Annotated in this window: 26 protein-coding genes; 15 read left to right on the top strand and 11 right to left on the bottom strand. The window is 72.4% G+C overall.

Annotated features, from left to right (window positions below):
- Positions 1-103 precede the first annotated feature (103 nt).
- A complete protein-coding gene (locus tag Actob_RS10470; RefSeq protein WP_284919875.1) occupies positions 104-1,102 on the bottom strand; it encodes a sulfotransferase in 999 nt (332 codons plus the stop codon).
- A 306-nt stretch (positions 1,103-1,408) separates the two neighbouring features.
- On the opposite strand from Actob_RS10470, the gene Actob_RS10465 reads away from it, so the two are divergent.
- Positions 1,409-2,311: an alpha/beta hydrolase gene (locus Actob_RS10465; protein ID WP_284919874.1), complete on the top strand. Its 903-nt coding sequence runs from the start codon at positions 1,409-1,411 to the stop codon at positions 2,309-2,311.
- A gap of 45 nt (positions 2,312-2,356) precedes the next feature.
- Here Actob_RS10465 and Actob_RS10460 read toward each other — a convergent pair whose 3' ends face one another.
- The gene (locus Actob_RS10460) at positions 2,357-3,175 is read right to left on the bottom strand and encodes an alpha/beta fold hydrolase (RefSeq protein ID WP_284919873.1); all 819 of its coding nucleotides are present in this window, start codon (positions 3,173-3,175) and stop codon (positions 2,357-2,359) included.
- 88 nt (positions 3,176-3,263) lie between these two features.
- Here Actob_RS10460 and Actob_RS10455 point away from each other — a divergent pair, with 88 nt between their 5' ends.
- Complete coding sequence (locus tag Actob_RS10455; RefSeq protein WP_284919872.1) at positions 3,264-4,211, top strand: sigma-70 family RNA polymerase sigma factor; 948 nt, start codon at positions 3,264-3,266, stop codon at positions 4,209-4,211.
- A gap of 107 nt (positions 4,212-4,318) precedes the next feature.
- Positions 4,319-5,128 carry a Midasin gene (locus Actob_RS10450; RefSeq protein ID WP_284919871.1) on the top strand — a complete coding sequence of 270 codons (810 nt, stop codon included), beginning with the start codon at positions 4,319-4,321 and terminating at the stop codon, positions 5,126-5,128.
- 266 nt (positions 5,129-5,394) lie between these two features.
- Here the strand turns inward: Actob_RS10450 and Actob_RS10445 are convergent, their stop codons facing one another.
- The gene (locus Actob_RS10445; protein ID WP_284919870.1) at positions 5,395-6,240 is read right to left on the bottom strand and encodes a helix-turn-helix transcriptional regulator; all 846 of its coding nucleotides are present in this window, start codon (positions 6,238-6,240) and stop codon (positions 5,395-5,397) included.
- Between the two features lie 86 nt (positions 6,241-6,326).
- Between Actob_RS10445 and Actob_RS10440 the strand changes: the two genes are divergently transcribed.
- A complete protein-coding gene (locus Actob_RS10440; protein ID WP_284919869.1) occupies positions 6,327-7,331 on the top strand; it encodes an aldo/keto reductase in 1,005 nt (334 codons plus the stop codon).
- The gene (locus tag Actob_RS10435) at positions 7,328-8,071 is read left to right on the top strand and encodes an alpha/beta fold hydrolase (protein WP_284919868.1); all 744 of its coding nucleotides are present in this window, start codon (positions 7,328-7,330) and stop codon (positions 8,069-8,071) included. Before Actob_RS10440 ends, Actob_RS10435 begins: the two co-directional genes overlap by 4 nt.
- Here the strand turns inward: Actob_RS10435 and Actob_RS10430 are convergent.
- The gene (locus Actob_RS10430; protein ID WP_284919867.1) at positions 8,068-8,865 is read right to left on the bottom strand and encodes a polysaccharide deacetylase family protein; all 798 of its coding nucleotides are present in this window, start codon (positions 8,863-8,865) and stop codon (positions 8,068-8,070) included. The genes Actob_RS10435 and Actob_RS10430 overlap by 4 nt on opposite strands.
- Positions 8,866-9,077: 212 nt before the next feature.
- Here Actob_RS10430 and Actob_RS10425 point away from each other — a divergent pair, with 212 nt between their 5' ends.
- Positions 9,078-9,557: a DUF1707 and DUF4190 domain-containing protein gene (locus Actob_RS10425; RefSeq protein WP_284919866.1), complete on the top strand. Its 480-nt coding sequence runs from the start codon at positions 9,078-9,080 to the stop codon at positions 9,555-9,557.
- Here Actob_RS10425 and Actob_RS10420 read toward each other — a convergent pair.
- Positions 9,529-10,062, bottom strand: a complete 534-nt coding sequence (locus Actob_RS10420) for an SDR family NAD(P)-dependent oxidoreductase (RefSeq protein WP_284919865.1) — start codon at positions 10,060-10,062, stop codon at positions 9,529-9,531. The genes Actob_RS10425 and Actob_RS10420 overlap by 29 nt on opposite strands.
- A gap of 118 nt (positions 10,063-10,180) precedes the next feature.
- On the opposite strand from Actob_RS10420, the gene Actob_RS10415 reads away from it, so the two are divergent.
- A complete protein-coding gene (locus Actob_RS10415) occupies positions 10,181-12,238 on the top strand; it encodes a methyl-accepting chemotaxis protein (protein WP_284919864.1) in 2,058 nt (685 codons plus the stop codon).
- Here the strand turns inward: Actob_RS10415 and Actob_RS10410 are convergent.
- On the bottom strand, positions 12,235-13,773 hold the full coding sequence (locus tag Actob_RS10410; RefSeq protein WP_284919863.1) for a M1 family metallopeptidase: 1,539 nt from the start codon (positions 13,771-13,773) through the stop codon (positions 12,235-12,237). The genes Actob_RS10415 and Actob_RS10410 overlap by 4 nt on opposite strands.
- A gap of 248 nt (positions 13,774-14,021) precedes the next feature.
- Between Actob_RS10410 and Actob_RS10405 the strand changes: the two genes are divergently transcribed.
- From Actob_RS10405 to Actob_RS10385, 5 genes are all read left to right on the top strand, one after another.
- Positions 14,022-14,465 carry a hypothetical protein gene (locus Actob_RS10405; protein ID WP_284919862.1) on the top strand — a complete coding sequence of 148 codons (444 nt, stop codon included), beginning with the start codon at positions 14,022-14,024 and terminating at the stop codon, positions 14,463-14,465.
- 317 nt (positions 14,466-14,782) lie between these two features.
- On the top strand, positions 14,783-14,986 hold the full coding sequence (locus Actob_RS10400; RefSeq protein WP_284919861.1) for a hypothetical protein: 204 nt from the start codon (positions 14,783-14,785) through the stop codon (positions 14,984-14,986).
- A gap of 5 nt (positions 14,987-14,991) precedes the next feature.
- Entirely contained in the window at positions 14,992-16,110 is a 1,119-nt protein-coding gene (locus tag Actob_RS10395; protein WP_284919860.1) for an AI-2E family transporter, read from the top strand.
- Between the two features lie 51 nt (positions 16,111-16,161).
- The gene (locus tag Actob_RS10390) at positions 16,162-17,175 is read left to right on the top strand and encodes a LacI family DNA-binding transcriptional regulator (protein WP_284919859.1); all 1,014 of its coding nucleotides are present in this window, start codon (positions 16,162-16,164) and stop codon (positions 17,173-17,175) included.
- Positions 17,176-17,318: 143 nt separating this feature from the next.
- Positions 17,319-18,500 (top strand): aminotransferase class I/II-fold pyridoxal phosphate-dependent enzyme, encoded by a 1,182-nt coding sequence (locus tag Actob_RS10385; protein ID WP_284919858.1) that lies wholly within the window; start codon positions 17,319-17,321, stop codon positions 18,498-18,500.
- A gap of 504 nt (positions 18,501-19,004) precedes the next feature.
- Here Actob_RS10385 and Actob_RS10380 read toward each other — a convergent pair.
- A complete protein-coding gene (locus tag Actob_RS10380) occupies positions 19,005-19,595 on the bottom strand; it encodes a TetR/AcrR family transcriptional regulator (protein ID WP_284919857.1) in 591 nt (196 codons plus the stop codon).
- 257 nt (positions 19,596-19,852) lie between these two features.
- Between Actob_RS10380 and Actob_RS10375 the strand changes: the two genes are divergently transcribed.
- The 3 genes from Actob_RS10375 to fahA are packed head-to-tail and all read left to right on the top strand — an operon-like array spanning position 19,853 to position 23,093.
- Entirely contained in the window at positions 19,853-21,028 is a 1,176-nt protein-coding gene (locus Actob_RS10375) for a homogentisate 1,2-dioxygenase (protein ID WP_284919856.1), read from the top strand.
- On the top strand, positions 21,025-21,885 hold the full coding sequence (locus Actob_RS10370; protein WP_284919855.1) for a hypothetical protein: 861 nt from the start codon (positions 21,025-21,027) through the stop codon (positions 21,883-21,885). The genes Actob_RS10375 and Actob_RS10370 overlap by 4 nt, the downstream gene beginning before the upstream one ends.
- Positions 21,882-23,093: a fumarylacetoacetase gene (fahA, locus tag Actob_RS10365; RefSeq protein WP_284919854.1), complete on the top strand. Its 1,212-nt coding sequence runs from the start codon at positions 21,882-21,884 to the stop codon at positions 23,091-23,093. The genes Actob_RS10370 and fahA overlap by 4 nt, the downstream gene beginning before the upstream one ends.
- A gap of 572 nt (positions 23,094-23,665) precedes the next feature.
- On the opposite strand, the gene Actob_RS10360 is transcribed toward fahA, so the two are convergent.
- The 4 genes from Actob_RS10360 to Actob_RS10345 form a co-directional block, all read right to left on the bottom strand.
- The gene (locus Actob_RS10360; protein WP_284919853.1) at positions 23,666-24,052 is read right to left on the bottom strand and encodes a hypothetical protein; all 387 of its coding nucleotides are present in this window, start codon (positions 24,050-24,052) and stop codon (positions 23,666-23,668) included.
- Positions 24,053-24,481: 429 nt separating this feature from the next.
- Positions 24,482-25,486 carry a nitronate monooxygenase gene (locus tag Actob_RS10355; RefSeq protein ID WP_284919852.1) on the bottom strand — a complete coding sequence of 335 codons (1,005 nt, stop codon included), beginning with the start codon at positions 25,484-25,486 and terminating at the stop codon, positions 24,482-24,484.
- Between the two features lie 72 nt (positions 25,487-25,558).
- Positions 25,559-26,194 (bottom strand): RDD family protein, encoded by a 636-nt coding sequence (locus Actob_RS10350; RefSeq protein WP_284919851.1) that lies wholly within the window; start codon positions 26,192-26,194, stop codon positions 25,559-25,561.
- A 15-nt stretch (positions 26,195-26,209) separates the two neighbouring features.
- Entirely contained in the window at positions 26,210-26,620 is a 411-nt protein-coding gene (locus Actob_RS10345; protein ID WP_284919850.1) for a DUF2752 domain-containing protein, read from the bottom strand.
- Positions 26,621-26,679 lie beyond the last annotated feature (59 nt).

Below are 26,679 nucleotides of genomic sequence, written 5' to 3'. Positions count from 1 at the left end.
AGAATCGTCCGCGAAACGCTGACAAAGAAATGGCCGCCGGGCATCTCCGCCCGGCGGCAGTGCGGTGGCGAGGAACCGCCGCTCCCGTTTCCGCGACGTCCGGTCAGGAGAGTTTCGAGAACTCCGGTACGGTCGGCGAACCGCCCCGAGCCGGTCGGTTGGGCCGGCTCGTCCGAGCGCGGTACCCGTACCGGTGCAGCAGGGGAAGCGCGAGCGCGGTGGCGGTCAGTCGCGGTCCGGCGGTCTGCTCCCGGCGCCACCGGTCGTCCACCCGCAGCGCCACCTCACCGGTCCGGAACCGTCCCGGGTTGCCGGCGATCGTATGGTTCACCGCCAGCCGCACCGTGGCGTCGTCGAGGAACGGACCGCCGCCGGCGTCCACCCCGGCGAAGTCCAGCAGGCCCTCGATCGTCGCGCGCGGCTCGGCCACGAAGTCCTCGTACCGCAGCAGCCGGTACCGCCCGTCGTACGCGCCGGCCAGCCGCTCGGCGAGCGCGTTGCGGATCAGCCAGTGCATGGTGCTGGCGGCCGGCGCCTCGCGGTGCATCATGGCCGGCTTCCTCCGGTCCACCTGCGGAACCGTACGCATCCAGGAGTGGGTGACAGCCCGCGGGTCGCGGATCATGTGCAGCAGGTAGGGCCGCACGCCGGACATCCCGGGCAGCAGCGCGGCCGCCGACGGGATCTTCGACGAGTCGATGATCAGCCGCGCTCCGGTGACCTCGGCGATCGCGCCGTAGAGCCGGTGGGTGACCTGCCGGTACTCCTCCGCCTCCGGGCCGGCGACCGGGCCGGTGAGCGCCGGGGTGTGCCGCACCCGGATCGCCTGCCGCTGGAGCTGGGCGACGCGTCGCGGATCCGGCCGATCGGCCCCGAAAGCGACGTCGAGAATGTCACCCCACAACGCGCAGCGGGGAAGCGTCACACCACATCCGCATTTGCGCCCCTCGAGGAGGCCGCGGCTCCAGAGGTAGAACAGCTCGCCGGTGGAGAACACGCCGTCGTAGCTGTTGAGGATGTTGTCGACGATGGTGGTGCCGCTCCGGCCCCACCCGGCGATGTACATGACCTTCACCAGTCGCGTCGTCGTATCCACGCTCACGATCAACGACCCGGTGACACACCCGTGACGTGCTTTAAACCGACATTTCCGTTTTGTCACGGTGCTGCGGTGGCGGATGGAGACCAACGTCGATGGGTGCGCCGGCGGCGCCGTACCGTGGGCGGTGGCGACGGGGCGCATGCCCACCGCGCGGCCGGGGCGGGCCCGCGTACCGAAAAAGCCCGTGTACCGAAAAAGAATGTGGCGCTCCGCGTCTCGCATTTGCCCAGGCCGGCGGCATCTTTCCGGTACCCCGCACAGTTTCCGGCCCTGGCTCCGAGGACATTTCTGGTACGAGGTGAGGTCGTGACCGCACAATTCAACGAACCGCAGCGATATGCACCGCCCACGCCCGTCGCCGAAGGTGACCGGGTCGGCTGGCGGGATGTCGTGGTGGCAGAGGTCCCCGGCTTCCGGCCGCTGACCCTGGACCTGTTCCGCCCGGTGGCCGTCGAGCGGCCCAGCCCACTGATCATCTGGATCCACGGTGGCGCCTGGCTGTTCGGCAGCAACAAGAGCGACGGACCGCGGCTGGCCCCCGGCGACATCACCACCCGGATCCTCGCGGCCGGGTTCGCCGTGGCCCGGGTGACCTACCGGTTCAGCCGCGAGGCGTGCTTCCCGGCCCAGCTGCACGACGTCAAGGCGGCGGTGCGCTGGCTGCGGGAGTACGCCGGCGACCTGGGCCTGGACCCGGCCCGGTTCGGCGTCTGGGGCGAGTCGGCCGGCGGCCACCTGGCCTCGCTCGTCGCCCTGACCGGTGACGATCCGGATCCCGCGCTGGCCGGGCGCAACGGGATACTGGGCGTCTCGGACGCGGTGCAGTCGGCGGTCCTCTGGTACGCCCCGGGCAATCTCCTGAGCATGGCCGCGCAGAGCCACCCGGAGGGCGTCCAGGACCACGACGCGCCGGACGCCCCGGAGAGTCTGCTGGTCGGCGGCCCGGTGCAGACACTGCCGAACGAGTCGGCGGCGGCCAGCCCGGTCACCTACGTCTCCGGGGACACCCCGCCGATCCTGCTGATGCACGGCGCCGACGACCGGGTGGTGCCCGCCGCGCAGAGCGAGGAGCTGTACGACCGGCTGGCGGCGCTGAGCGCGCCGGTGACCCTGCGGATCATTCCCGGGGCGGACCACTGCTTCACCGGGGCCGACCTGGCGCCACTGATCGGCGAGTCCCTCGAACACTTCGCCAAGACGCTGTCCTGACCGGCGCGCCGGGCGGTGACCGCGGGTCACCGCCCGGCGCATCGCTCAGTCCTTGGCGAGGAAGTCGAGGACCACCGTGGCGAGCAGCGGCGACACGCAGATGTCGTAGTGGGTGAGCCCGGGCAGCAGGGCCAGCGCGTGCCCACCCTTCGGCCGTCCCTCGCCACCCCAGCCGCCGTCCCGCCGGCCACCGTCGAGCAGCCCGAACACCTCGACGAAATGGCTGGGCGGGGCCATGTCGGCGTCCGCCGCCACCACCAGCGTGGGCATTCGCAACCCGCGTACCTGCTCGGTGAGGTCGAAGTCGGCGGCCATCGCCGCGCCGATCTTGTCGAGCAGGCGCGGGAAGTCCTCCGGCCGGGGCGCGACCCGCTGGTACAGCGCGTACATCGGGGTGTCCTCGAGGAACGCGGCGGCCGCCGCGCCCATCTGCTCCTGCTGGGCCAGGATGTCCGGGTACATCGCGCGCCGGGCGATCGCCGCCGAGATCGGGACCAGCCGGCGCACCCGCTCCGGATGCCGGATCGCCACCTGCAGGGCCACCCCGCCACCCAGCGAGTAACCGACCACGTCGGGCCGGTCCAGGCCGAGGTGCCCGATCAGGGCGGCGATGTCGTCGGCCATCAGCCGCACGTCGATCGGCCGGTCGATGTCCGCGGTCCGGCCGTGTCCCTGCAGGTCGACCAGGATCACCCGGTGGCGCTCGGCCAGCGCGGGCAGCACCGGGCCGAACATCTCGCCGGAGCCGAGCCCGCCGTGCAGCAGCACCAGCGGCCGGCCGGCACCGTGCGTCTCGTAGTACAGCTTGATCCCGTTGACGTCGGCGTACTGCCCGTTGCCCGGGTTGGCGGCGGTCCCGCTCATCGTCGGCTCCTCTCGGTGACGGTCGTCATCGGTAGGACCGGGCTCGCGGCAGCGACTCACCGGTCCCCGGTCGACTATTTTTCTTGGCGTGAACGACGTCGCGGAGCAGCTCGAAGTCTTCCGTCCGGAGCTGACCGGATACTGCTATCGGATGCTGGGCTCGGCCTTCGAGGCGGAGGACGCGGTGCAGGACGCGATGGTCCGGGCGTGGCGCGGGTTCGGCGCGTTCGAGGGCCGGTCCGCGCTGCGGTCGTGGCTCTACAAGATCGCCACCAACGTCTGCCTGACCATGCTGAGCAGCGCGCAGCGCCGGGTCCGCCCGATGGACCTCGGGCCGGCCTGGCCGGGGAGCAGCACCGACCCGGGCGAGCCGCGGCCCGACGAGGTGTGGGTGGGCCCGGTGCCGGACGCCCGGGTGCTGCCGGAGCGCGCCGACCCGGCCGACGTGGTCGCCGCGCGGGACTCGGTTCGCCTGGCGTTCGTGGCGGCGCTGCAGCACCTGCCGCCCCGGCAGCGGGCCGTGCTCATCCTGCGCGAGGTGCTGTCCTGGTCGGCCCAGGAGGTGGCGGCGCTGCTGGACACCTCGGTAGCGAGCGTGAACAGCGCCCTGCAACGGGCCCGGGCCACCCTGGCCACTGTGGATCCGGCACCGGCCGGGCCGCTCTCCGCCGATCAGCTGTCGCTGCTGGCCCGGTACGTGTCCGCGTTCGAGGCCTACGACCTGCCGGCGCTGACCAGCCTGCTGCACGAGGACGCGACGCTGTCCATGCCGCCGCTGCCGCTGTGGTTGCGCGGGCACGCCGACATCGTCGCCTGGATGTCCGGCACGGGCAGTGGTTGCCGCGGTTCCCGGCTGCTCCCGGTCGCGGCGAACGGGCAGCCGGCGTTCGGCCAGTACCGGCCGGGTGCCGCCGGGCACACGCCGTGGTCGCTGATCGTCCTGGAACCGCGCGGGGACCGGATCGCGGCGACCACCAACTTCCTGGACACGGATCGGCTGTTCCCGCTCTTCGGGCTGCCGCCCCGCCTCGCTTAGTTGCCGGACGGGAGCGGGTGCGGGGTGGATCGGGTCGCAAGCCGCCACGGCGTCACTCGCGGCTCTACGGTGGTGACTCCCCGTAAGTTTCCGGAAAGGCTCCCACCGTGAAGCTCCGCCGTACCGTCTCCGTCGCGATCGCCGCCGCCGCTGCCACCGCGACCATGCTGTCGATGTCCGGCGCCGCGATGGCGGCCGGCGCGCAGAGCGCCTCGACGAGCGCCGCCGCCGCGGCGACCAAGGACACCGACCGGGACGGCATGCCCGACGCGTGGGAGAAGGCGAACGGACTCAACCCCAGGTCGAACGACGCCAAGGCGGACAAGGATCGGGACGGCCTGAACAACAAGGCCGAGTACAAGGCCGGCACCAACGCGCGCAACGCGGACACCGACCGGGACTGGATGACCGACGGGTGGGAGGTGACCAACCGCCTCAACCCGCGCAAGGACGACGCGGACGCCGACCCGGACGACGACGGGCTCGGCAACGCCCAGGAGTTCGAACTCGGCTACAGCCCGCGCAGGGCGGACACCGACGGCAACGACATCGTGGACGGCGACGAGGACCCGGACGAGGACAGCCTCAGCAACGTGCAGGAGTACCGCCTCGGGTACGACCCGCGGTCCGCCGACTCGGACGACAACGAGGTCACCGACGGCGAGGAGGACCTGGACGGCGACGGGCTCAGCAACGCCCAGGAGTTCCTGCTCGACGACGACCCGGAGAGCGACGACACCGACGGCGACGGCATCCTGGACGCCGACGAGGACAGCGACGGTGACGGTGCCGGCGACCTGGACGAGCTGACCGCCGGCACCGACCCGCAGGACCCGGCCGACGCCGAGATCCCCGACGACGCCCCGAGCGACGACGTCCCCGCCGACGACTCCGACAGCGACGCGGGCGAGGCCTAGACTCCCCGACCATCCTCGCTGCCGCGGCGTCGCCGTTTCCGCCGGATCCTTTTCCGGTACGACTTGGTGTCCCGTGCCAGTCGGCCCGCGAGGCCCGCCGCCCCGCACGACCGCAACGCGTGTCGTGCGGGCTCGCTGCCCGTCCCGGACCACCCACGGACCCGCACGACACGCGTTGCGGTCCGGAGCGGAAGCGGTCTCGCGTGCCGATCGGTACGCGACACCAAGTCGTACAAAATGATGATTTGACCGAAGCCAACCATCCGTCATCCGGGGACCAGGCTGGCGCGCCAGGTGGACAGCAGGCGCAGCGCGGTCTCGGACGGCGAGCCCTCGGCGACGGTGTGGGCGACCAGAGCCTGGTCCGGGTCGTCGGGCAGGCGCAGCGCCTCGAAGCCGAGGGTCAGCGGCCCGACGACCGGGTGCTGGTACTCATACGTCCCGTGGGTCTTGTCCTTGAGGCGGTGCTCGGCCCACGCCGCGCGGAACTCCGGGCTGGCCGCCCGCAGCTCGTCGATCAGTGCCCGGGTGCGCGGGTCGGCCGGGTGCCGCGCCGCGTCAAGGCGCAGGAAGCCGGCCACGTCGCGGACCTTCGCCGGCCAGTCCACGTAGAGCCGGCGGATGCCCTCGTCGAGCAGCACCAGCCGGGCCATGTTGCGCTGCTCCGGGGCGAGCGCGCCGAAGTCGGTGAGCAGGGCGGCGGCCAGGTCGTTCCAGGCCAGCACGTCGGCGTCGCGACCGATGACGTAAGCCGGCACGTCGCCGACCGACCGCAGCAGGCGCCGTAACCCGGGCCGCACCCGCTGCTCCCGGCCCGGGTCGGCGGGCGAGAACGGCCGGGCCAGCCGGTACAGGTGGTCCCGCTCGACCGGGTCGAGCCGCAGCGCCCGGGCCACCGCGTCCAGCACGGACTCCGAGAAGTGCAGGGTCCGGCCCTGCTCCAGGCGCACGTAGTGGTCCACGCTCACGCCGGCCAGCCGGGCCAGTTCCTCGCGCCGCAACCCGGGCACCCGGCGCCGGCCGATGCTGGGCAGGCCCAGCTCGTCCGGGTTCAGCCGGGCCCGCCGGGAGCGCAGGAACTCCCCCAACTCGGCGCGCCGGTCCAGGATCATGCCGCCAGTATCCCCGCCCGCCGACCGCGGTGCCTGGTCACGTCATGCCCTGGCTGGCTCGCCGCGACCGGATCACGATCGCTGTCATGACGACACTCGGTTTGACCGGCATGGACCTGTCCCCGGCCGGACTCGGCGCCTGGGTGATGGGCGGCACCGACTGGCAGTACGCCTGGGGCCCGCAGGACGACGCCGACTCGATCGCCACCATCCACGCGGCGGTCGGCGCCGGGATCAACTGGATCGACACCGCCGCCGCGTACGGCCTGGGGCACTCCGAGGAGGTGGTCGGCCGGGCGGTCGCGGCGCTGCCGCCCGCCGACCGCCCGTTGCTGTTCACCAAGACCGGCCTGGTCTGGGACGAGCCGGTCCGGCGCGACGCGCCGCCGCGGCGGCTGATGACGGCGGCCTCGGTACGCCGCGAGCTGGAGGCTTCGCTGCGCCGGCTGCGGACCGACCACATCGACCTGTACCAGGTGCACTGGCCGGGCGACGGCCGGCTGCTCACCTGGGGTGCCGACGACGGGTCCGAGCCGGTCGGCGGCACCGAGCTGGAGGAGTACTGGCAGACCATGGCGGACCTGCGCACCGAGGGCAAGGTACGGGCGATCGGCCTGTCCAACCACGGGGTCGCCGAGTTGGCCCGGGCGGAGAAGGTGGCGCACGTGGACGCGATCCAGCCGCCGTTCTCCGCGCTGGTCCGGGACGCCGCCGACCAGATCGCCTGGAGCGCCGGGAACGGCACCGGCGTGATCGTCTACCAGCCGATGCACTCCGGGCTGCTGACCGGCACGTTCGACGCGGCCCGGGTGGCGGCGCTGCCGGCGAACGACTGGCGGCGCGAGCATCCGGACTTCACCACCCGGCTGGCGGAGAACCTGCGGACGGTGGACGCGCTGCGCCGGGTGGCGGCCCGGCACGGCGTACCGGTGGCCGCGGTGGCGGTGGCCTGGGTGCTCGCCTGGCCGGGCGTGACGGGTGCCATCGTCGGCGCTCGCCGCCCGGAGCAGATCGCCGGCTGGCTTCCCGGCGCCAACCTGACACTGACCGATGCCGATCGCGACGAGATCTGGCATAGCCTCGGCCTGTGACTGATCTTTTCGTCGAGGAGTTCGGTACCGGGCCGCTGCTCGGTTACTCGCACGGCATCTTCTTCAGCCCCCGGGTCGAGGACCGGCTCGGCCTGCTCGACTGGTCCCGGCTCGCCGGCACCCGCCGGATCCGCCGCTACCACCAGCGCGGGCACGGCCTCTCCCCGGGCGAGCCGGACCCGGAGCTCTACACCTGGCCCCGCCTGGCCGGTGACCTGCTGGCGTTGGCCGGCGACGAGCCGGTGGACTGGGCCGGGTCCTCGATGGGCACCGGCACGCTGCTCTGGGCGGCGGCCCGGCAGCCGGAGCGGTTCCGCCGCCTGGTGCTGATGATCCCGCCGACGGTGCGGGACGGGCGGGTGGCGTCGCGGCAGGCGTACGAGTCCGGGGCGGCCGGGGTGGAGGCCAAGGGCAAGAACGCCTGGGTGGCCATCATGCGCGGCTTCCCGCGCCCGGAGATCTTCGCCGACGTGCCCGCCTGGGAGTTCGACGCCGACGTGCCGGAGCCGCTGCTGCCGGCGGTGATGCGTGGCGCCGCCCGCACCGACCTGCCCGGCGACGAGGCGCTGCGGGCGATCACCCAGCCGGTGCTGATCCTGGCCTGGGAGACCGATCCGGGGCACCCGGTGGCCAGCGCCGAACTGCTGGCGAAGGTGCTGCCGGACGCCCGGCTGCACGTCTCGGCCACCTCCGCCGACGTACGGACCTGGCCGGACCGGATCGGCGAGTTCCTGGCCTAGGCTCCGGACGGCTTCTTCGCCCCGGCGATCATCTCGGAGACGGTGACCATCCGGAAACCGCGTTGGCGCAGGCCCGCGAACATCGTCGCGAGGCCCCGGATGGTCACCAGCCGCCGGTCGTCGCCCTCGTCGTGGGCGAGCAGGATCGAGCCGGGCCGCACTGAGTCGATGATGTCCCGGGCCTGGCCCTCCGGGTCGCCCTTGTACATCAGCTCGCGCATGGCCTTGGACCAGAGGACCACGTCGTAACCCATCGAGTCGGCGGCCAGCATGGTGGAGCCGCCGATGTGCCCGAACGGCGGGCGGAGCAGGGTGACCGGCCGGTTGAACTGCTTGTGGATCTCGTCCTCGGTGCGCCGCAGCGACTCGGTGACGCCGGCCAGGTCGAGGGTGGCCAGGTCGTCGTGCGCCCAGGTGTGGTTGCCGATCTCGTGCCGGTCCATCCGGCCGCGCACCAGGTCGGCGTTCTTCGCCAGGTTGCGGCCGACCATGAAGAAGGTGGCCGGCACGCCGGCCTCCTCCAGCACGTCGAGGACCTGCGGGGTCCAGTGCGGTCCCGGCCCGTCGTCGAAGGTGAACGCCACCACCGGCTCGGTGGTCTCGACGTAGTAGCGAACCGCGACGCCCGGGTGGTGCACCGCGTCGAGCACGTCGGCGGCCGCGGCGTAGCCACCGGCCACCGGCGGCCGGTCCAGGCCGAGCAGGTGCGGGATCTCCTTCATGCCGGCCGCGCCGACGGCGACACCCGCGGCGCCGGCCAGGGTGGTACGCAGGAAGGCGCGGCGGTTCAGCATGGAGCTACTTTCGCCATGGTCTACCCCCGTATGCCCGGCATCGACGTCCCCGGATTCTCTCGGATGCTGTCAAGTCAGTCGGGCGACGGCCGCGCCACATAAGGGATTGACCCGGTACAAATCAGGCGCAGACCGTTACCAAGGTCACGCGTCGTGGAGAACGCCCCGGCCGGTGGACGCGGGCGGGGCGGGTCGCCGGTAGCCTTTTCCGCATGTATCGCTCGCCGCACGTACGCGTCTCGGATGCCGACCGTGAGGCCATCGTGGCGCAGCTCAGCGCCGCGACCGCCGAGGGCCGGCTCACCATCGAGGAGTTCAGCGAGCGGTCCCGGCAGGCGTACGCGTCGCGCTCCTGGGGCGAACTCTCCACTGTGGTGCACGACCTGCCGATGCCGCTGACGCCCTACCCGGTCGCCGCACCGCCCCCGGCAGCCGACCAGGGCAGCAAGATGCCGCTGCTCGCGATGATCCTGGGCATTCTCTCGCTGCCGCTGATCCCGTGCCTGGGGATGCCGCTGGGCGGTCTGCTCGGCGCCGCCGCCATCGCGCTCGGCGTCCTCGCGCTCAAGGACCCGGCCCCCCGGGTGCCGAACGAGCGGGGTATGGCGATCACCGGCCTGGTCTGCGGTTCGGCGGGCGTCCTCTTCCAGGTGGCGCTGCTGCTCATGCTGTTCTTCGGGGAGCTTTACTGACCCGGTCCCACCAGCGGGCCGCGCCGAGCCGGACCCGGCTCGCGTTGCGCTCCATGCCGTCCAGCAGGTCGCAGGCCGCCCGGTAGGCCTCGTCCCCGGCCGGCTCCGGGCCGGCCGGAACGAGCACGGTGACCCGGATGTTGCCGCCGACGTGCGGCACGCCGGTCGCCGCCAGGTGCACCAGATGTGCCTCCGGCCGGTTGCGCAGCAGGGGCAGGAAACTCCGGAAGAGCGTCCCGGCGTCGTCGATCACGCCGTCCACCCGCCCCCAGCGCTCGATCACCGCGGCCGGAAGCGCTTCGACGTCCCGCCGGTCGGTCACCCGTACCGGGTGGGTGGAGAGCTGCTGCGGGGCGACCACCTGGCGGGCGGTCTCGCGCAGCGCCACCGGGTCACTGTCGGCGGCGGCCACCCGGGCGCCGCGCCGGACCGCCTCCAGGGCGACCGCCCGGCCGAGCCCGCCACCCGCGCCGATCACCACCAGGGTCCGGCCCGCCACTCTCATTCAGCACTCCCTCGGTAGTGACGGCGATCACGCTACTGCGGCTCAGTAAAGAAAGGCAACGGCGTGGGTTTCGGACTTCCCGCCGCAGGGACGGGGGAAAACGGCAAAATACCGACAGATGGCGAATCAGACGGGAGGCCTGACCCTGAGCTCGCCGCCCTTGTTCCTACGGCCGGTCCTGGCGATCACGGACCGGTTGCGCACCGGCATGCGCCTCGGCCTGCTGGTGCTCGTCCTGCTCGTGCCGGGCGGCCTGGCCACCGGCATGTACACCGCGGAGAAGGGCCACGACCTGGCGTTCACCGAGAAGGAGCGGCAGGGCGTCGCGGTGCTCGGGCCGGCCCTGACCGCGCTGGCCGACACCGCCGCCGGGCGCCGGCCCGACCTGGACGCGATCCGCGCGGCGGTCGACGCGCACCCGGATCTGGAACTCGGCGACGAGATGCGAAAGGTGCCGGAGTCCGGCGACACGCCGAGCGCCATGGCCGCCGGGCTGGCCGCGCTGATCGCCGCGCTCGGCAACAACTCGAACCTCATCCTCGACCCCGACCTGGACTCGTTCTACGTGATGGACGCCCAGGTGGTGCAGGTACCCCAGGCGCTGCTGGCGGCGCTGGCGGCGGCGCACCCGGCGGCCGGGCTCAGCACCCGGCAGGCGACCGCCGCCCAGGCGGTGCTGGCCGGCCGGCTGGAGGGGGTCGCCGACGCGTTGCGCAACGACGTGACGACCGCCGCCAAGCACACCGACAGCGGCGGGCTCGCCGACCGGCTCACCCCGGTGCAGACCCTCGCCGACACCATCAGCGTGCTGGACAAGCACCTGACCGAGACGCTCGACGCGCCGGGACCGGCCGATCCGGCCGAGGTCGCGGCCGCGGCGACAGCGACGGTACGCCCGCTGAACAGTGCCCTGACCGACCTGCTCAGCGCGCGCACCGCGGAGAACTCGCTGGAGCGCGGTCTGGTCCTGGGCACCTCGCTCGGCGGCTTCCTGTTCGCCCTCTGGTGCGCCGCCGGGGTGCTCTGGCGGACCAGCCACGACGTGCGGCAGACGGTGGACGCGGTGACCGCCATCGCCCGCGCCGACCTGGCGCCCCGTCCACTGCCCGAGGGGCGCGACGAGATGGGCGACATCGGCCGGGCCCTGGTGGTGGCTCGCACCCGGCTGCAGGACCAGGAGGCCGCCCTGGTCGCCGCCGAGGTGGCCCGCGAGCAGCAGTTGCGCGCCGGGTTCCTGCACCAGCGGCAGGCCGAGACCCAGTTCCGGCGGCGCACCCAGGAGATCATCGACGAGTCGACCACGGTGATCGCCGAGGAGCTGCGGCAGGTGACCGACAAGGTGGCCGAGGTGCGTACCGCGGCCGAGGTGATCGACCAGCGGATCAGCGTGGCGGACACGGCGACCAGCGCGATCGTCGGCCAGGCGCACGACGCCGAGCAGGTGATCTCCTCGCTGGAGCACAGCCTGCGCCAGGTGGCCGCGACGGTGGCCCTGGTCACCGGCATCGCCCGGCAGACCCGGCTGCTGGCGCTGAACGCCACGATCGAGGCGGCCCGGGCCGGCGACCTGGGGTACGGCTTCACCGTCGTGGCCGACGAGGTCAAGCAGCTCGCCATGCACACCGCGGAGTCCACCGACCAGATCACCCGGACCATCGACGACCTGCACCGGGAGACCACCGCGATGTCCCAGACCATCACCACCATGCTGGAGGGGATCGGCGGGGTGGGCGACGCGGCCAGCTCGCTGCGCACTGTCGCCGCCGACCAGGGCGCGCTGATGGACCGGCTCTCCGCCCAGATGACCGCGACGCTGGGCCGGGTCGACGAGATGACCGACCTGGCCAGTCGCCTGGAGCGGCGCGAGCACGAGCGGATCGCCGCGGCCGGCAAGGTGGCCCTGCGCCGGGCGGGCCAGGCGGCGATGCAGGCCGTCCTGATCAACTTCAGCGCCGGCGGGCTGCGCTGCATCGTCTCCGGCCCGCCCCCGTTCGTCGAGGGCACCACCGTCGACGCCGAGCTGACCGGGGTCACCGACGGCATGCTCACCGTGCCCGCACGGGTGGTGAACGTCGTCGACTCCCCCGGCCAGCAGGAAATCGGTCTTCAGTTCCTGGTCACCGACGACGCCATGGCGCAGCGCCTGGTGGCCTTCGCGGAGCAGATGGTCGGCTAGCGGAGCGTCCTCGCCGTGGCGGAGGCCTTGGCGGAGGCGGCGGTCGGCGGCGTCACCGTCCAGTCCGGGTGGCCGGGCATCGGCGGGGTCTTGGTGCCGTAGAGCCAGTCACCCAGGAAACCGCGCAGGTTCTGGCCGGACACCTTCGACGCGAGCGCGATGAAGTCCGACGTCGAGGCGGACTTGCCGCGGTAGACCGAGACCCAGGCACGTTCCAGGGCCTCGAACTTCCGGACACCGATCTTCTGCCGCAGCGCGTACAGGACGAGCGCTCCGCCGTCGTACACGTTGGGGTTGAAGACGTCCCAGATGGAGTCGGACCGCAGCGGGTGGGCCACCGGGCCGTAGTCCTTCCGGTACTGGTCACCCTTGCTGTAGACGTTCTTGAAGTACGACTCCAGGTCGGCGTAACCGGTGTAGTCCTTGAACTGGCCGTGCTCCACGGCGTAGGTCAGCTCGTACCAGGTGGCGTGGCCCTCGCTCTGCCAGACGTTGCTCCACTCGTACGGCGCGACGCTGTCCCCGAACCACATGTGCGAGAGCTCGTGGTTCATGATCGGGTCCAGGACGAACTTCGGGTAGGAGAACAGCCCGGTGTCGTAGAGCGACAGGGTCTGCGTCTCCAGCGCGAAGCCGAGGTCGGCGTCGATCACCAGCGAGCCGTACTTCTCGAACGGGTACTTGCCGACCTTGCTCACCATCCAGGCCAGCTGCTCGCGTTCCACGTCGGCCTTGGGCAGCAGGTCGGCGGCGAGCCGGGTGGGCACCACGTCGCGGATCGGCACCCCGCCCACCGACGGGCGCTGGTGCACGGTGAAGTCGCCGACCGCGAGCTGGATCAGCTCGCTGGCCATCGGCTTCGTCTCCCGGTAGACCGAGGTCACCGTGGTCCCGCTGGTCCGGTCGCGCAGGTGCACCCCGTTGGCGACCGCGGCCCAACCGGCCGGCCGGGTCATCGAGATGGTGTACGTCGCCATGTCCCGCGGGTGGTCGTTGCTCGGGAACAGCTGGTGCGACTGGTCCGGCTGCCCGGCCATGATGGTGCCGTCCGGGGTAGTGACGAAGCCGGCCGGCGAGTCGGCGTTGGCCGGGATCGGAGTCGCCGTGAAACCGCTGACCGTGACCCAGAACCGCTTGCCCTTGGTCAGGTGATGCGCCGGCGTGATGACCAGCTCGTCGCCGTCGCGGGTGAACCGGGCCGGCTTGCCGTTCACCGACACCTTGCCGACGCCGTCGCCGCCGAAGTCGAGATCGAAGCGGGACAGGTTCTGAGTGGCCACCGCGGTGATCGTCACGTCGCCGCTGACCTGCTGCTTGGGGTCCTTCTGCGGGTACCGGATCCGCAGGTCGTAGTTCTGCACGTCGTACCCGCCGTTACCGAGCAGCGGGTACAGCCGGTCACCGAGACCGGCCGATCCTGGGGAGGCAGCTCCTCCGCCGGCATACGCGGGGGCGGCCGTGCCCGCCACCACGACCAGCGCGGTGGCGCCGGCCGCGATCAGCTTCGAGAGACGTTTCTCTATCAAGTCGCTCATGGCCGCCGACGCTACGCCGACCACTGTGGATTCGCATCCCCCTCGCGGCCCGCCGACCGACTCATCAACCCTGACCGATCAACCGACCCCGGACGGCTCCCTCCCGGCACCCATCAACCCGGCCGGCTCACTTCCTCGAACACTCCGCGGTCGTTCTCCAGGCGGCCATTTCCCGTTGTCCGCCGGTTCGCCGGTCATCGATCAACTGCGGTCGACGACAAGGACCCTCCCCCAGATGGGGCGCCATCTTGCTCCAGCACCACATCGGACGGCGACTGGCGATCGCCGCCGCTGTCACCATCGCGGCCGGTACGGCGTTCACCGTCACCGCCACCGCGCAGGCCGCCAGCGGCCCCGCCGCCGACCGCCTGCTGCTCGCCACGGTCAAGGTCACCTCGGCGGCCACCGGTGTCACGCTCACCCGGATCACCGGCACGGGTGCGGCGGACGGCACCGCGATCGCCCTGCCGACCGCCGCGTCCGGCGCGAACCGGCCGTTCACGCTGGAGGGCGACTCGGCAGCGGTCGATGCGCTGGCCCGGTCGAGCGACGGGCGGTACGTCACGCTCGCCGGGTACTCGGCGGTGCCGGGGGCGGCCACGGCGCGACCGCCACCCCGCGGGGCGGCCTGGTGCTGGCCCAGCTGGGCGCGAGCTCCGGAACCGTGCTGGCGAGCGGGACCGACGCGCTGAACAACACCCGAACCGTGCAGCTGGCCGACGGCCGGGTGTGGTTCGGCAGCGAAAAGGGGTCGGCCGGGCTCTATCGGGACACCACGGCAAGTCCGCCACCACCACGCTGCACTACGCCGCCTCGGCCGCCGTCGGGAACGCCACCGACACCCGCTACCTCACCGGCGCCAGCGACTCCTCGGCGGCGATCGACGCCGGCGACGACTATCTGATCGCCGCCGACGACGAGACGAACGTCCTGCGCCTCTACCGCCGGGACGCCTCCGGCGCGCCCGTACGCCCTCTACTCCTGGGACGGCGTCGCCGCGCACGCCCCGGTGCTGCTCCGGACGCTGCCGACCGCGGACCCGGGCGCCTGGGAGGCGATCGTCGCGGTGCCCGACCTCGCCGTGACCGGCGCGCGGGCCCAGCTGCTCACCGACGCCGGCGCCGCCGACCTGTACGGCGACGGCTCGCCGGCCAAGGATCTGGCCCACCCGGAGTGGAAGAAATCCCGGGAGACGTGGTTCACCGTAAGGTGATCAACATGGGGCCCGTATTGAGCACTACCAGAACCCGGGCAGCGATGCGCACCGCCGCCCGGGTCTCCGCGCAGACCCTGCTGATCCTGCTGCTCACCTACGTGCTGCTGCGGCTGCTGGGGATGGCCTGGTCGATCCTCTGGCCGCTGGTGGTGGCCCTGCTGCTGACCACGCTCACCTGGCCGCCGGTGCGCTTCCTGCGCCGGCACGGGTGGCCGCCGGCGCTGGCCGCGGCGCTGGTCACCGTACTGTTCCTGGCTCTGATCGCGGGCATCGTGGTGCTGATCGCGGTGCCCGTCTCGGCGCAGTCCGGCAAGCTCGGGCAGGGCGTGGTGGACGGCATCCAGACGGTCCGGGACTGGGCCGCGGGTCCCCCGCTGCACATCAGCGACGACCAGGTCAACAGCGGCCTGAACAGCGCGATCGACAAGCTGCAGGCCAGCGTCGGCAGCATCGCGAACGCCACCCTGACCGGGGTGAGCACCGTGGTGAACGGCCTGGTCACCACGATCCTGGCGCTGTTCCTGATGTTCTTCTTCCTCAAGGACGGGCCGCGGTTCCTGCCCTGGCTGGGCCGTCAGCTGCCGGGCCGGCTCAGCACCGACCTGCCGGAGATCGCCGCCCGCAGCTGGAACACGCTCGGCTCGTTCGTGCGTTCGCAGGCGTTCGTCGGGCTGCTCGACGCGGTGTTCATCGGCCTCGGCCTGTGGATCACCGGCGTCGAGCTGGTGCTGCCGCTCGCGGTGCTGACCTTCATCACCGCGTTCGTCCCGATCGTCGGGGCGGTCTTCGCCGGCCTGGTCGCGGTGCTGATCGCCCTGGTCTTCAGCGGCTGGGTGAAGGCGCTGATCGTGCTCGGCATCATCCTGCTGGTACAGCAGCTGGAGGGCAACGTCTTCCAGCCGATGATCCAGAGCCGTGGCCTGGGCCTGCACGCGACGGTGGTGCTGCTCGCGGTGACGCTGGGCGGCAACCTGGCCGGCATCGTCGGCAGCCTGCTCGCCGTGCCGGTCGCCGCGCTGGTCGCCGTCGTCTGGAACTACCTGCGCGAGCAGCTGAGCGATCCGGTGCCGGAACCGGCGGTGGCGGAGGACGAGACGGCCGGGTACATCGACGCTCAGTAGTACGCATGGCGCTACCCTGTGTTGCCTAGGGACAGGCGAAGGGGGCTTCGAGTGCCGGCAGAGCAGCGTCCCGCCACGCTCCACGACGTCGCCCGGCTCTCCGGGGTGTCGGTGGCGACCGCGTCCAAGGCCCTCAACGGACGCGAGCACGTCTCCGCCGCCACCCGGGAGGCGGTGCGCAAGGCCGCCGAGATGCTGGCGTACTCGCCGAACACGCTGGCGCGTGGCCTGGTCGCCGGGCGCACCGGGATGATCGGGCTGCTCACCTCCGACCTGGAGGGCCGGCTGTCCATCCCGATCCTGATGGGCGCCGAGGACGCGTTCGGGGCGGACCGGACCAGCGTGCTGCTCTGCGACGCGCGTGGCGACGCCATCCGGGAGGGGCATCACCTGCGTACCCTGCTCAGCCGCCGGGTCGACGGGCTGATCGTGGTGGGCGCCCGGCCCGACCCGCGGCCGTCGATCGGGCGGGACCTGCCGGTGCCGGTGGTCTACGCGTACGCGCCGTCCGCCGACCCGGACGACCTCTCCCTGGTCAGCGACAACGTGGCGGCCGGCCGGCTGGGGATCCGGCACCTGGTCGAGGTGGGCCGGCGGCGGATCGCGCACATCACCGGCGACCCGTCCTACGGCGCGGCGCAGGACCGGGCCCGCGGCGCCCGCGACGAGCTGGCCGAGCACGGTCTGCGGCTGGCCGGCGACCGGGTCCTGTTCGGTGCCTGGTCGGAGGCGTGGGGCCGGAGCGCCACCCGGATGCTGCTGACCCAGCGCACCGCGGTGGACGCGATCTTCGCCGGCTCCGACCAGATCGCCCGCGGCGTGATCGACGCCCTGCACGGCGCCGGCCTGGAGGTCCCCGGCGACGTGGCGGTCCTCGGCTTCGACAACTGGGAGATCTTCACGACCAGCTCGACCCCGCCGCTGTCCAGCATCGACATGAACCTGGAGACGCTCGGCCGGGTCGCCGCCGAGCGCCTCCTGGCCGCGTTCGACGGCCGGCTCGGCTCCGGCGTCGAGCAGCTCCCGTGCCGCCTCATCCCCCGCGAGTCGACGACCGCCGCCTGATCCCACCCATCGGCGTCCGCCGCGCGGGAACACCGCACGCCCTCAGCCGGGCCGCCCGGAACACCGCACACCGCCGGCCTCGCCGGCCGGGGGCACCGCGCGTCAGCGACCGCCGCCGCGACCCCGGATGGCATGCTGCCGCCATGAAGTTGTCGCAGCGTGCCCAGTCCGTCGAGCCGTTCCACGCGATGGCGTTCGGCGAACGGGCCGGCACCCTCGAGGCCGCCGGGCACCGCGTGATCCGGCTCGGTCTCGGCGAGCCCGACTTCGGTGCGCCACCGGCCGTCCGGGAGGCGATGCGCGAGGCGATGGACGGGCGGCCACTGCCGTACACCCCGGCGTTCGGCCTGCCCGCGCTGCGCGCGGCGATCGCCGGCTTCTACCGTGATCGGCACGGCGTCACCGTCGACCCGGCCCGGATCGCCGTCACCCCCGGCGCGTCCGGTGCGCTGCTGCTCGCGGCCGCCGCGACCACCGACCCCGGCGACGAGGTGATCCTGGCCGACCCGTCCTACCCCTGCAACCGCCGGCTGGTGGAGACCTTCGGCGGCCGGGTGGTGACGGTGGCGACCACGCCCGGCTCGCGGTACCAGCTGGACACCGCCGCCGTGGACAGCGCCTGGACCGGGCGCACCAGCGCCGTCATGGTCGCCAGCCCGGCCAACCCGACCGGCACCTCGATCCCCTTCGGCGAGTTGGTCGAGGTCTGCCACCGGGCCGCGGCCCGCGGCGCCTGGCGCATCGTCGACGAGATCTACCTGGACCTGGCCGACCCGTCGCCGGACGGCACCCCGCCCCGCACCATCCTCACCGCCGACCCGGACGCCATCGTCATCAACAGCTTCTCCAAGTACTTCGGGATGACCGGCTGGCGCCTGGGCTGGTGCGTCCTGCCGCCCGCGCTGGTGCCGGCCGTCGAACGCCTGGCCATGAACTACTTCCTCTGCGCCAGCACCCCGGCCCAGATCGCCGCCCTCTCCTGCTTCACCCCGGAGTCGCTCGCCGTCTGCGAGTCCCGCCGCCAGGAACTGGCCGCCCGCCGCGCGATCGCCCTCGCCGGCCTGGCCGAGATCGGCCTGCCCGTCCCGGTCCCGCCGGACGGCGCCTTCTACATCTACTTCGACGTCTCCGCGACCGGCCTGACCGCCTGGGACTTCTGCCGCCGGGCCCTCGACGAGGCCCACGTCGCGGTCACCCCGGGCCGCGACTTCGGTGCCGCCACCGCCGACACCCACGTCCGCCTCTCCTACACCGCCTCCCGGGCCGACCTCCAGGAAGGCCTGCACCGCCTGGGCGAGTTCCTCCGCACGCTCGCCAGGCCATGAACGGCCGCTTCCGCCCGCCAGCCCGCTGCGGGTCCTCGCACGACCGGCCGCTTCCACCCGCCAGCCCGCTGCGGGTCCTCGCACGACCAGCCCGCTCACCGTCCGCCACGCGCCTGAGGGCCGCCTTCTCTTAAAAACCGATTTTGTACGACTTGTCGCACCGTGCCTGGTCAGTGCGCGAGGCCGACCCCACTCCGGACCGCGGCGCGCGTCGTGCGGGTCCGCCGCCGCTCACGGTCTCCGCGGAGGTCGAATATGCCAACCGTCGCAGGTCGGATCCGCGCGCGGCGGTGGACCGCCAGTCACCCCGCGGGACGGGCGATCGTGCCGACGGGCCGCACCGGCACCGCGGTCGTCGGATCTGACCGGGACGGCCGGCGGACCCGCACGACACGCGTCGCGGCCGGGCGGGGAGGCGGGCCTCGCGAGCCGACCGCCACGGGACTCCGAGTCGTACCGGAAATGGGGTTGACATCAGGCCGCCGCCGGAAGCGACCGCCGGGGCTAACGGCGCCACGGGCGCAGGCAGTGGTCGATCATGGCGAGTTGCCGGCCGGGGTCGACCATCGGGGACGCCATGACGGCGTTCACCTGCTGTCCGAGGCAGATGGTGAGCAGCACGTCGATCACGTCCGGGATCGGTGTCGCCGGGTCCAGGATCCCGTCCTCGATCGCCTCGGTGAAGAACCCGGCGATCAGCCCGCCCCAGTGGTCCCCGAGGTCCTCCTGGGTCTCCTCGATCTTGGCGTTGGCGGCCAGCCGGCCCCAGAAGCCGACCACCACGTGCGCCTCGTCGAGCGTCTCCTTGGTCAGCGGCAGGATCTCCCGGATCATCGCGTAGAACGCGTCAAGCCCGCGCAGCCCGGCCGTGGCGGCGGTGATCCGATCGTTGGTCCGCTCGGTGATCCGCTGGTACGCCCCGGCCGCCACCTCGTCGAACCCGTCGAAGTAGTGCCACAGCCCGCCGGTACCGATGTTCAGCTCGGCGGCTATCGCCCGGGTGGTGGCGGCGGACAGCCCGTCCCGGGCCACCACCGTGAGAAAGGCCTCGACGATCTCGGAACGCCGCTGGTCGTGATCAACGATCTTCGGCACGGTCTCCTCCTCGAGCGCTCCGTGCGTGCCGCGGGCCGGCTAGCGGGGCGCTCCCGGAGGCACCACGCAAGCGGCCAGGCTACCGGCCCGGTCGCCGGGGGCGAATTGGTGCGTCCCCTTGTGCGCCCTGTTACGGCTCCGTAAATTCCGTAGCACATGGAGTCGCCACCACCACCCCTGGTGACGGCTGTGTGGTCCTGGACCACTGCGGCGAGATCCGCCGAGGTGGTCCGCAGGAACCTCTGGAGGTCGAAAGCGTGACGTTCTACCGGCAGGTGGGCAGCATCCCGCCGAAGCGGCACACCCAGCACCGTCGTCCCGACGGCGGGCTGTACGCCGAGGAGTTGGTCGGCGAGGAGGGATTCTCCTCCGACTCGTCGTTGCTCTACCACCGCGGCATCCCCTCGGCGATCGTCGACGCCCGGCCGTGGGAGCTCCCCGACCAGACCCTGACCCCGAACCTCCCGCTGGTCCCGCGGCACCTGAAACTGCACGATTTGGTCTACAAGGAGGCCGACCCGGTCACCTCGCGTCGCCTGGTCCTGGGCAACGCGGACGTCCGGATCCGCTACGCGGTCGCCACCGAGCCGTCGCCCTATTACCGCAACGCGACGGGCGACGAGTGCGTCTACGTCGAGCGGGGCGCCGCCACCGTGGAGACGGTGTTCGGTGCGCTCACCGTCGGCCAGGGCGACTACGTGATCATCCCGCGGACCACCACGCACCGGTGGATCCCGACCGGCCCCGAGCCGCTGCGCGTCTACGCGATCGAGGCGAGCTCGCACATCGCGCCGCCGAAACGGTACCTCTCCCGTTACGGGCAGTTCCTGGAGCACGCGCCGTACTGCGAGCGCGACCTGCGCGGGCCGGTCGAGCCGATGCTGGCCGAGGGCACCGACGTCGAGGTCTACATCAAGCACCGCGGCGGCGGGTCGATCCACGTCGTGCCGGAGCACCCGTTCGACGTGGTCGGGTGGGACGGCTGCCTGTACCCGTACGCGTTCAACATCGCCGACTTCGAGCCGATCACCGGTCGCGTGCACCAGCCGCCGCCGGTGCACCAGGTCTTCGAGGGCAACAACTTCGTGATCTGCAACTTCGTGCCCCGCAAGGTCGACTACCACCCGCTCGCCGTGCCGGTGCCCTACTACCACTCGAACGTCGACTCGGACGAGGTGATGTTCTACGTGGACGGGGACTACGAGGCGCGCAAGGGCTCCGGGATCGGCAAGGGCTCGATCTCGCTGCACCCCGGCGGCCACTCGCACGGCCCGCAGCCCGGCGCCGTCGAGCGCTCCCTCGGCGTCGAGTTCTTCGACGAGACCGCCGTCATGGTGGACACATTCCGCCCGCTCGACCTGGGCGAGGCCGGCCTGGCCGCCGACGACGGCCGCTACGCCTGGTCCTGGTCCGGCCGCGGCCCCGCCGCATGACCGCCCCGCACGCCCAGCCCGATCCCGCCACGCGTCCCCCGGCGGCCACGGGCGAGCTGTTCACGCGCTTCTTCGACGACGCGGCGCTCTTCCCACCGGGGAACGCGACGATGGCCACGGCCGTGCCGGCCTTCCTGCGGCGGCGCGGCACTCTGGCGGGTCCGTTCGTGCTGCCGGCGGCCAGGCTGGGCGAGGTGGGCGTACACCTCGATCGGTCCGGACCACCGCTCGACCTCGCGCTGATCGCCGCCGCCGCCGATCTGCCGGCCGCGGCCGGCACGATCGCGCGGGACCCGGGATTGCGCCTGGCCGCGGTCGAGGCCACCGTCGCGGTCGATGCCGCGCAGGCGCGATTGACGGTACGCACGGCAGCCGACTGCCTTCCGCCCGGCCTGCCCGTGGCGGTGGAGGTGCCGCGCACCGCAGCGCGTGACGAGGTGCTCGACGCGCTGGCCGGCACCGGCTGCCGGGCCAAACTCCGCACCGGCGGGGTGCGCGCCGACCTGTTCCCGCCGATCGCCGAGCTCGCCGCGACGATCCGGGCGTGCGTCGACCGGGGCATCGCGTTCAAGTGCACGGCAGGCCTGCATCACGCCATCCGGCACACCGACCCGGTGACCGGTTTCCACCATCACGGCTTCCTGAACGTCCTACTCGCCGCCGACGAACCGTCCCGCGCCGCCGAACACCTGGCCCGCACCGACGCCGCGGAGATCGCGGCCGAGCTGCTGACCTGGTCCCCGGCCCGGGCCCGCCGGGCCCGCGCGGTCTTCACCTCGTTCGGCACCTGCGACATCGGCGACCCGATCCACGATCTCGTCCACCTCGGCCTGCTTCCGGAGACAATCACCCCATGACCTGGCTCGACCTGCCCTCGGACACCGGCTTCGGCCTGGCCAACCTGCCCTACGGCATCTTCACCACGGCTCCGGCCGCCCCCGGATCGGCGACGTCGGAGGCGGCGCGCACCGGCGTGGCGATCGGTGATCACGTACTGGACCTGGCCGGGCTGACCGGGGACCCGGTGCACGCCACCGGCTCACTGAACGCGTTCATGGCACAGGGCCCGGAGTCCTGGGCCGCCACCCGGGCGATGATCACCGCCTGGCTGACCGATCCGGCCCATCGGGAGCGGGTGACACCACACCTCATCCCGCGCTCCTCGGTCACCATGCGCATGCCGATCGAGGTCGCCGACTACGTCGACTTCTACAGTTCCCGGGACCACGCGGAGAACCTGGGCCGGATGTTCCGGCCCGGCTCGCCGCCGCTCACCCCGAACTGGACGCACCTACCGATCGGCTACCACGGCCGCTCCGGGACCGTCCGGCTCTCCGGCACGCCGGTGGTTCGCCCGCGGGGCCAGTCCCGCCGCCCCGACGAGCCGCCGGTCTTCGGCCCGTCCCGCCGGCTCGACATCGAGGCCGAGGTGGGCTTCGTCGTCGGCATGCCGTCCGCGCTCGGCACCGCGGTCGCCGCCCGGGACTTCCCGTCGTACGTCTTCGGGGTCTGCCTGGTCAACGACTGGTCCGCCCGCGATCTCCAGGCCTGGGAGTACGTTCCCCTCGGCCCGTTCCTGGGCAAGTCCTTCCTCACCTCGGTGTCCCCGTGGGTGGTGCCGCTGGCCGCGCTGTCCGCCGCCCGCGTCGAGCCGCCCGCCCGCGACGAACCGCTGCTGCCGTACCTCGCCGACGGTGACCAGCCGTGGGGCCTCGACCTCTCCCTGGAGGTCCGGCTGAACGGCACCGTGATCAGCCGCCCGCCGTTCGCCGGGATGTACTGGACCGCGGCCCAGCAGTTGGCCCACATGACCGTCAACGGCGCCGCCCTGCGCACCGGTGACCTCTACGCCTCCGGCACCGTCAGCGGCAGCACCCCGGACTCGCGGGGTTCCCTGATCGAGCTGTCCTGGAACGGTCAGGAGCCGCTCAAGCTTCCCGACGGCTCCACCCGCTCGTTCCTGGAGGACGGCGACGAGGTCACCATCACCGCGACGGCTCCGGCGCCGGACGGCTCCCGGCTCTCCTTCGGTGAGGTGACCGGACGGGTGGTTCCCGCCGGATAGCCGGCACCCGGGACGACCGGTCCTACCGGCGGTCCGGGGCCGGGCGGCCGCTCCCCCATCGTCCGGGGGCAGGCAGACGCTCCCCGTCGTCCGGGGGCGGGCGGACGCTCCCCGTCGTCCGGGGGCGGGCGGACGCTCCCCGTCGTCCACGGGCCGGACGGCCGCTCCCCCGTCGTCCGGGGCGGGCGGCCGCTCGCCGCATCGGTCTCATTCCGGCCACCGGGCCTTGCGGAAATCGGCCGGCCCTCTCCCGCAAACGATTAGATGCCCGGTTTCCGCCGCCCCTCGCGGCGACGGAAACCGGGCTTCCCCCCAGCAAAGCTCATCGAGCCCTTCGCACCCGAAACCCCTCGGAAGGCGTGATATCACAACGCTTTCCGAGGCCCCGCGGTAAAACGGCACACGGAATGACGGGCACGGCGGGCCGATCCGCGAACGGTGGCGTCAGCGGATCAGAAGTGTTCAGTTCGGCGGCACGCCGGTGCGTCAGCGGGCCTGGGGTGTGCGGTTCCGCGGCACGCCGGTGCGTCAGCGGGCCTGGGGTGTGCGGTTCCGCGGCACGCCGGTGCGCGTCAGCGGACCAGCAGCGTGTAGTTCGGCGCCACGCCGGTGCGGCAGCGGTAGGAGACCCAGACGTGCTTGGCCACGCCGTCGGCGCCGACCCGGTCGCACTCGGCATCCGGGTAGGCCACCTCGTTGTACAGCGCGGTGTAGACCTGACGCTCGGTGGCGAACGGCGTGTAGCGCGGGGTATAGGTGATGACCAGGTCGTCACCGGCGATGCCGGATTGGATCGCCGGGTCCGACCAGAGCCCGGCCGCCTCACCGGCGGCACCGATGGCCGCGGCACGTCCGAACGCATAGGTCCCCAGCACGTCGGTCGTGGGACACGGCGCGGCCTGTGCCACACCGGGAACGAGCACGGCCGGGATGACGGCGGCAAGCAGCGCACTACGCATTTCACAGATCCTTTTCTGAATCGCCGCGAGGATCTCCCGCGACGCTGATGCAGATCACCGGCGAACGGTTCTTCATCCGCCCGGCCCATCTCGACACGAATCGAACCTACACCGAAACCCGGGAAGAATATCGCACCCCGGAGAGAACAATATGTTAAGTATTAACGACCGTTAATGTAGTTCATTTTCATCCAGCGGCCGCAATATTGAGTCACCGATCAAGAAGGGCGGGCCTTCGCGGAGCCCGGCCTGCGCGGCGCGGCATGCGGGGCGCGGCGTGCGCGGCGCGGCATGCGGGGCGCGGCATGCAGGGCACGGCATGCAGGGCACGGCATGCGGGGCGCCGGGGTGGGTCCGGCCCGACGATCGAACGGCTGCCCAGCCCCCGGCAGTCGAGCGGCAAAGGGAGCGAGACAGGCCGGCGCGGGATCACTCCTGGAGACGGTCGACCAGGGTCGCGACGGGAGCCGCATGGGCGCCGGCGTGGCCCACGCCGGCCCAGAGGTTGAGGGCGGAGGCGTCACCGAGGCGCGCCGCGGCCGCCCGGATCGGAGCGGTCAGGTGGTGGATCGCCGGATAACCGACCGGCGCCAGCGAAGAGTACGCGGCCACGAAACGGTTCCGCAGGGCCCGCGCCGGCTGCCCGGTGAACGCCCTGGTCACCACGGTCTCCGCGGGCTCACCCGAGAGCATGGCGGCACGCTGGGCCGGCCGGGTGCCGGCCTCGTCCGCGAGAACGAAGGCGGTGCCGCACTGAACCGCCGCGGCGCCCGCCGCCAGCAGGCCGGGGACGGCGCCGCGGGCACCCGCGCCACCGGCCGCGATCACCGGCAGGTCGGTGACCGTCAGCACCTCGGCCAGCACCGCCCGCACGCCACGGTCGCCGCGATAGGCCGCCGGGCTGAACGTCGCGGAGTGCCCGCCCGCCTCGCCGCCCTGAGCGATCAGCCCGTCCGGCTCGACGGCAAGCGCCCGGCGCGCCTCCTCACCACTCGTCACCGTGATCAGAACCGCCGATCCGGCCGCCCGCAAGGCCCGCACCGCTTCCACCGGTGGCACCCCGAAGGTGAAGCTGACCAGCGGAACCCGGTACTCCACAGCGATCTCCACCTTCGAGGCGAAGTGGTCGTCGTCGGTCAGCCGGACCGGCGGCAGGTCCACCCCGTACCGCTCCGCCTCGGGACGCAACGCCTCCCGGTACCGCTCGACGGCCGCCACGTCAGGGGGCGGTGGCAGCGGGACGAAGAGGTTCACCCCGTACCCCGAACAGGCACCTCGCACCGAGCGGACCTCGGCCTCGACAGCCTCCGGGGTCTTGTAGCCGGCGGCGAGGAAGCCGAGCGCGCCGGCCTGGCCGGCGGCGATGACCAGGTCGGCGGTGGACGGACCGCCCGCCATCGGCGCGACCACTATCGGCCGCAACAAGTCCCGCATCCGGCCAACCTACCGCCGCCGTACGGAAAAGCCCCGCCGGTGCGCGCACCGGCGGGGCTTCGACGCGGAACGTCAGCGAACGACGACCGTGCTGCAGATCTTGTCGGACAGGGTCTGCTTCTTCTCGTCCCACAGCGGCCACAGGAAGCCGATGTAGCAGGTGATGACGTCGACGACGTGCGCGAGGTCACGCAGGAACGCCTTGCCGGCACCGATGGTCTGGCCGGTGTTCTGGTCGACCAGCTTCTGGCCGAGGGCCTTCTTGCCCCAGCTCTGGCCGGTGGTGCCGGCCAGGTACCACCGGTTGTAGCCGGAGGCGACGATGCCGAGCAGCAGGAAGATGTAGTACGCCGCGTTGACCGTGGGCAGGCCGTACTCGTCCTTGCCCTGGCCGATGGTCACGGCCAGGATCGTGAACGGGACGGTGACCAGGCCGTCGATGAGGTAGGAGCCGACCCGGGCGATCCAGCTCGCGTAACCGACCGGCATGCCGGGGCCGTAGCCGGGCGCGCCGTAAGCCGGCTGGCCGTAACCCGGAGCGGGCTGGCCGTACGGCTGCTGCGGCTGGCCATAGGGCTGCTGGGGCTGCCCGTACTGCGGCTGGCCGTACGGCTGCTGCGGCTGCTGCCCGTACTGCGGCTGCTCACCCTGGCCGTAAGGCGGCTGCTGGCCCTGACCGTAAGGGTCGTTGGGGGGAGGGTATGACATGTCGAAGTCCTTTTATCAGGCCCAGCTCACGCCGAGCCGGTGCAGTTGGAAGAGCCAGCTCGCCGTCGCCAGCAGTCCGGCCCACCATCCCATCCGTCGCCGCCCGGCGGACGACAACGGCCTCGGTGGGGCCAGCACACCCGCGGCGCGGAACGCCACGAGCGGGCCGACGGCGACCGCGAGAGCCGCCAGACCGAAGATCACGGGGTTCGCGTGGAAGGCCGCCGCGGCCTGGCCACGCACGAGCGCGACCGCCGCGGTGGTCAAGCCGCACGCCGGGCACGGCACGCCGGTCAGCGTCCGCAACGGGCAGGGCAGGCCCACCCCGCTGCTGGTCGTGACGGCGGGCCACACCACGGCCAAGCCGGCCGCGAGCACGCCGAAGCCACCGATCCGCTCTGGCACGGAGAAGTTTCGCAACGGCATACCTCGTGATCAAGGAAGGGCGCACAGATGATAAGGGGTCACGTCGATGCCTCGCGACC

Origin of the sequence: Actinoplanes oblitus (genome assembly GCF_030252345.1) — a bacterium.
GTDB lineage: Bacteria > Actinomycetota > Actinomycetes > Mycobacteriales > Micromonosporaceae > Actinoplanes > Actinoplanes oblitus.
This window is presented reverse-complemented; position numbering and strand designations above follow the sequence as displayed.

Coding starts and splice junctions, on each gene's coding strand:
- Actob_RS10360 (WP_284919853.1), bottom strand. CDS start 24,052: ATGCGTAGTGCGCTGCTTGCCGCCGTCATCCCGGCCGTGCTCGTTCCC.
- Actob_RS10460 (WP_284919873.1), bottom strand. CDS start 3,175: ATGAGCGGGACCGCCGCCAACCCGGGCAACGGGCAGTACGCCGACGTC.
- Actob_RS10420 (WP_284919865.1), bottom strand. CDS start 10,062: ATGAGAGTGGCGGGCCGGACCCTGGTGGTGATCGGCGCGGGTGGCGGG.
- Actob_RS10430 (WP_284919867.1), bottom strand. CDS start 8,865: ATGCTGAACCGCCGCGCCTTCCTGCGTACCACCCTGGCCGGCGCCGCG.
- Actob_RS10440 (WP_284919869.1), top strand. CDS start 6,327: ATGACGACACTCGGTTTGACCGGCATGGACCTGTCCCCGGCCGGACTC.
- Actob_RS10385 (WP_284919858.1), top strand. CDS start 17,319: ATGAAGTTGTCGCAGCGTGCCCAGTCCGTCGAGCCGTTCCACGCGATG.
- Actob_RS10445 (WP_284919870.1), bottom strand. CDS start 6,240: ATGATCCTGGACCGGCGCGCCGAGTTGGGGGAGTTCCTGCGCTCCCGG.
- fahA (WP_284919854.1), top strand. CDS start 21,882: ATGACCTGGCTCGACCTGCCCTCGGACACCGGCTTCGGCCTGGCCAAC.
- Actob_RS10425 (WP_284919866.1), top strand. CDS start 9,078: ATGTATCGCTCGCCGCACGTACGCGTCTCGGATGCCGACCGTGAGGCC.
- Actob_RS10345 (WP_284919850.1), bottom strand. CDS start 26,620: ATGCCGTTGCGAAACTTCTCCGTGCCAGAGCGGATCGGTGGCTTCGGC.
- Actob_RS10370 (WP_284919855.1), top strand. CDS start 21,025: ATGACCGCCCCGCACGCCCAGCCCGATCCCGCCACGCGTCCCCCGGCG.
- Actob_RS10350 (WP_284919851.1), bottom strand. CDS start 26,194: ATGTCATACCCTCCCCCCAACGACCCTTACGGTCAGGGCCAGCAGCCG.
- Actob_RS10395 (WP_284919860.1), top strand. CDS start 14,992: ATGGGGCCCGTATTGAGCACTACCAGAACCCGGGCAGCGATGCGCACC.
- Actob_RS10410 (WP_284919863.1), bottom strand. CDS start 13,773: ATGAGCGACTTGATAGAGAAACGTCTCTCGAAGCTGATCGCGGCCGGC.
- Actob_RS10355 (WP_284919852.1), bottom strand. CDS start 25,486: ATGCGGGACTTGTTGCGGCCGATAGTGGTCGCGCCGATGGCGGGCGGT.
- Actob_RS10415 (WP_284919864.1), top strand. CDS start 10,181: ATGGCGAATCAGACGGGAGGCCTGACCCTGAGCTCGCCGCCCTTGTTC.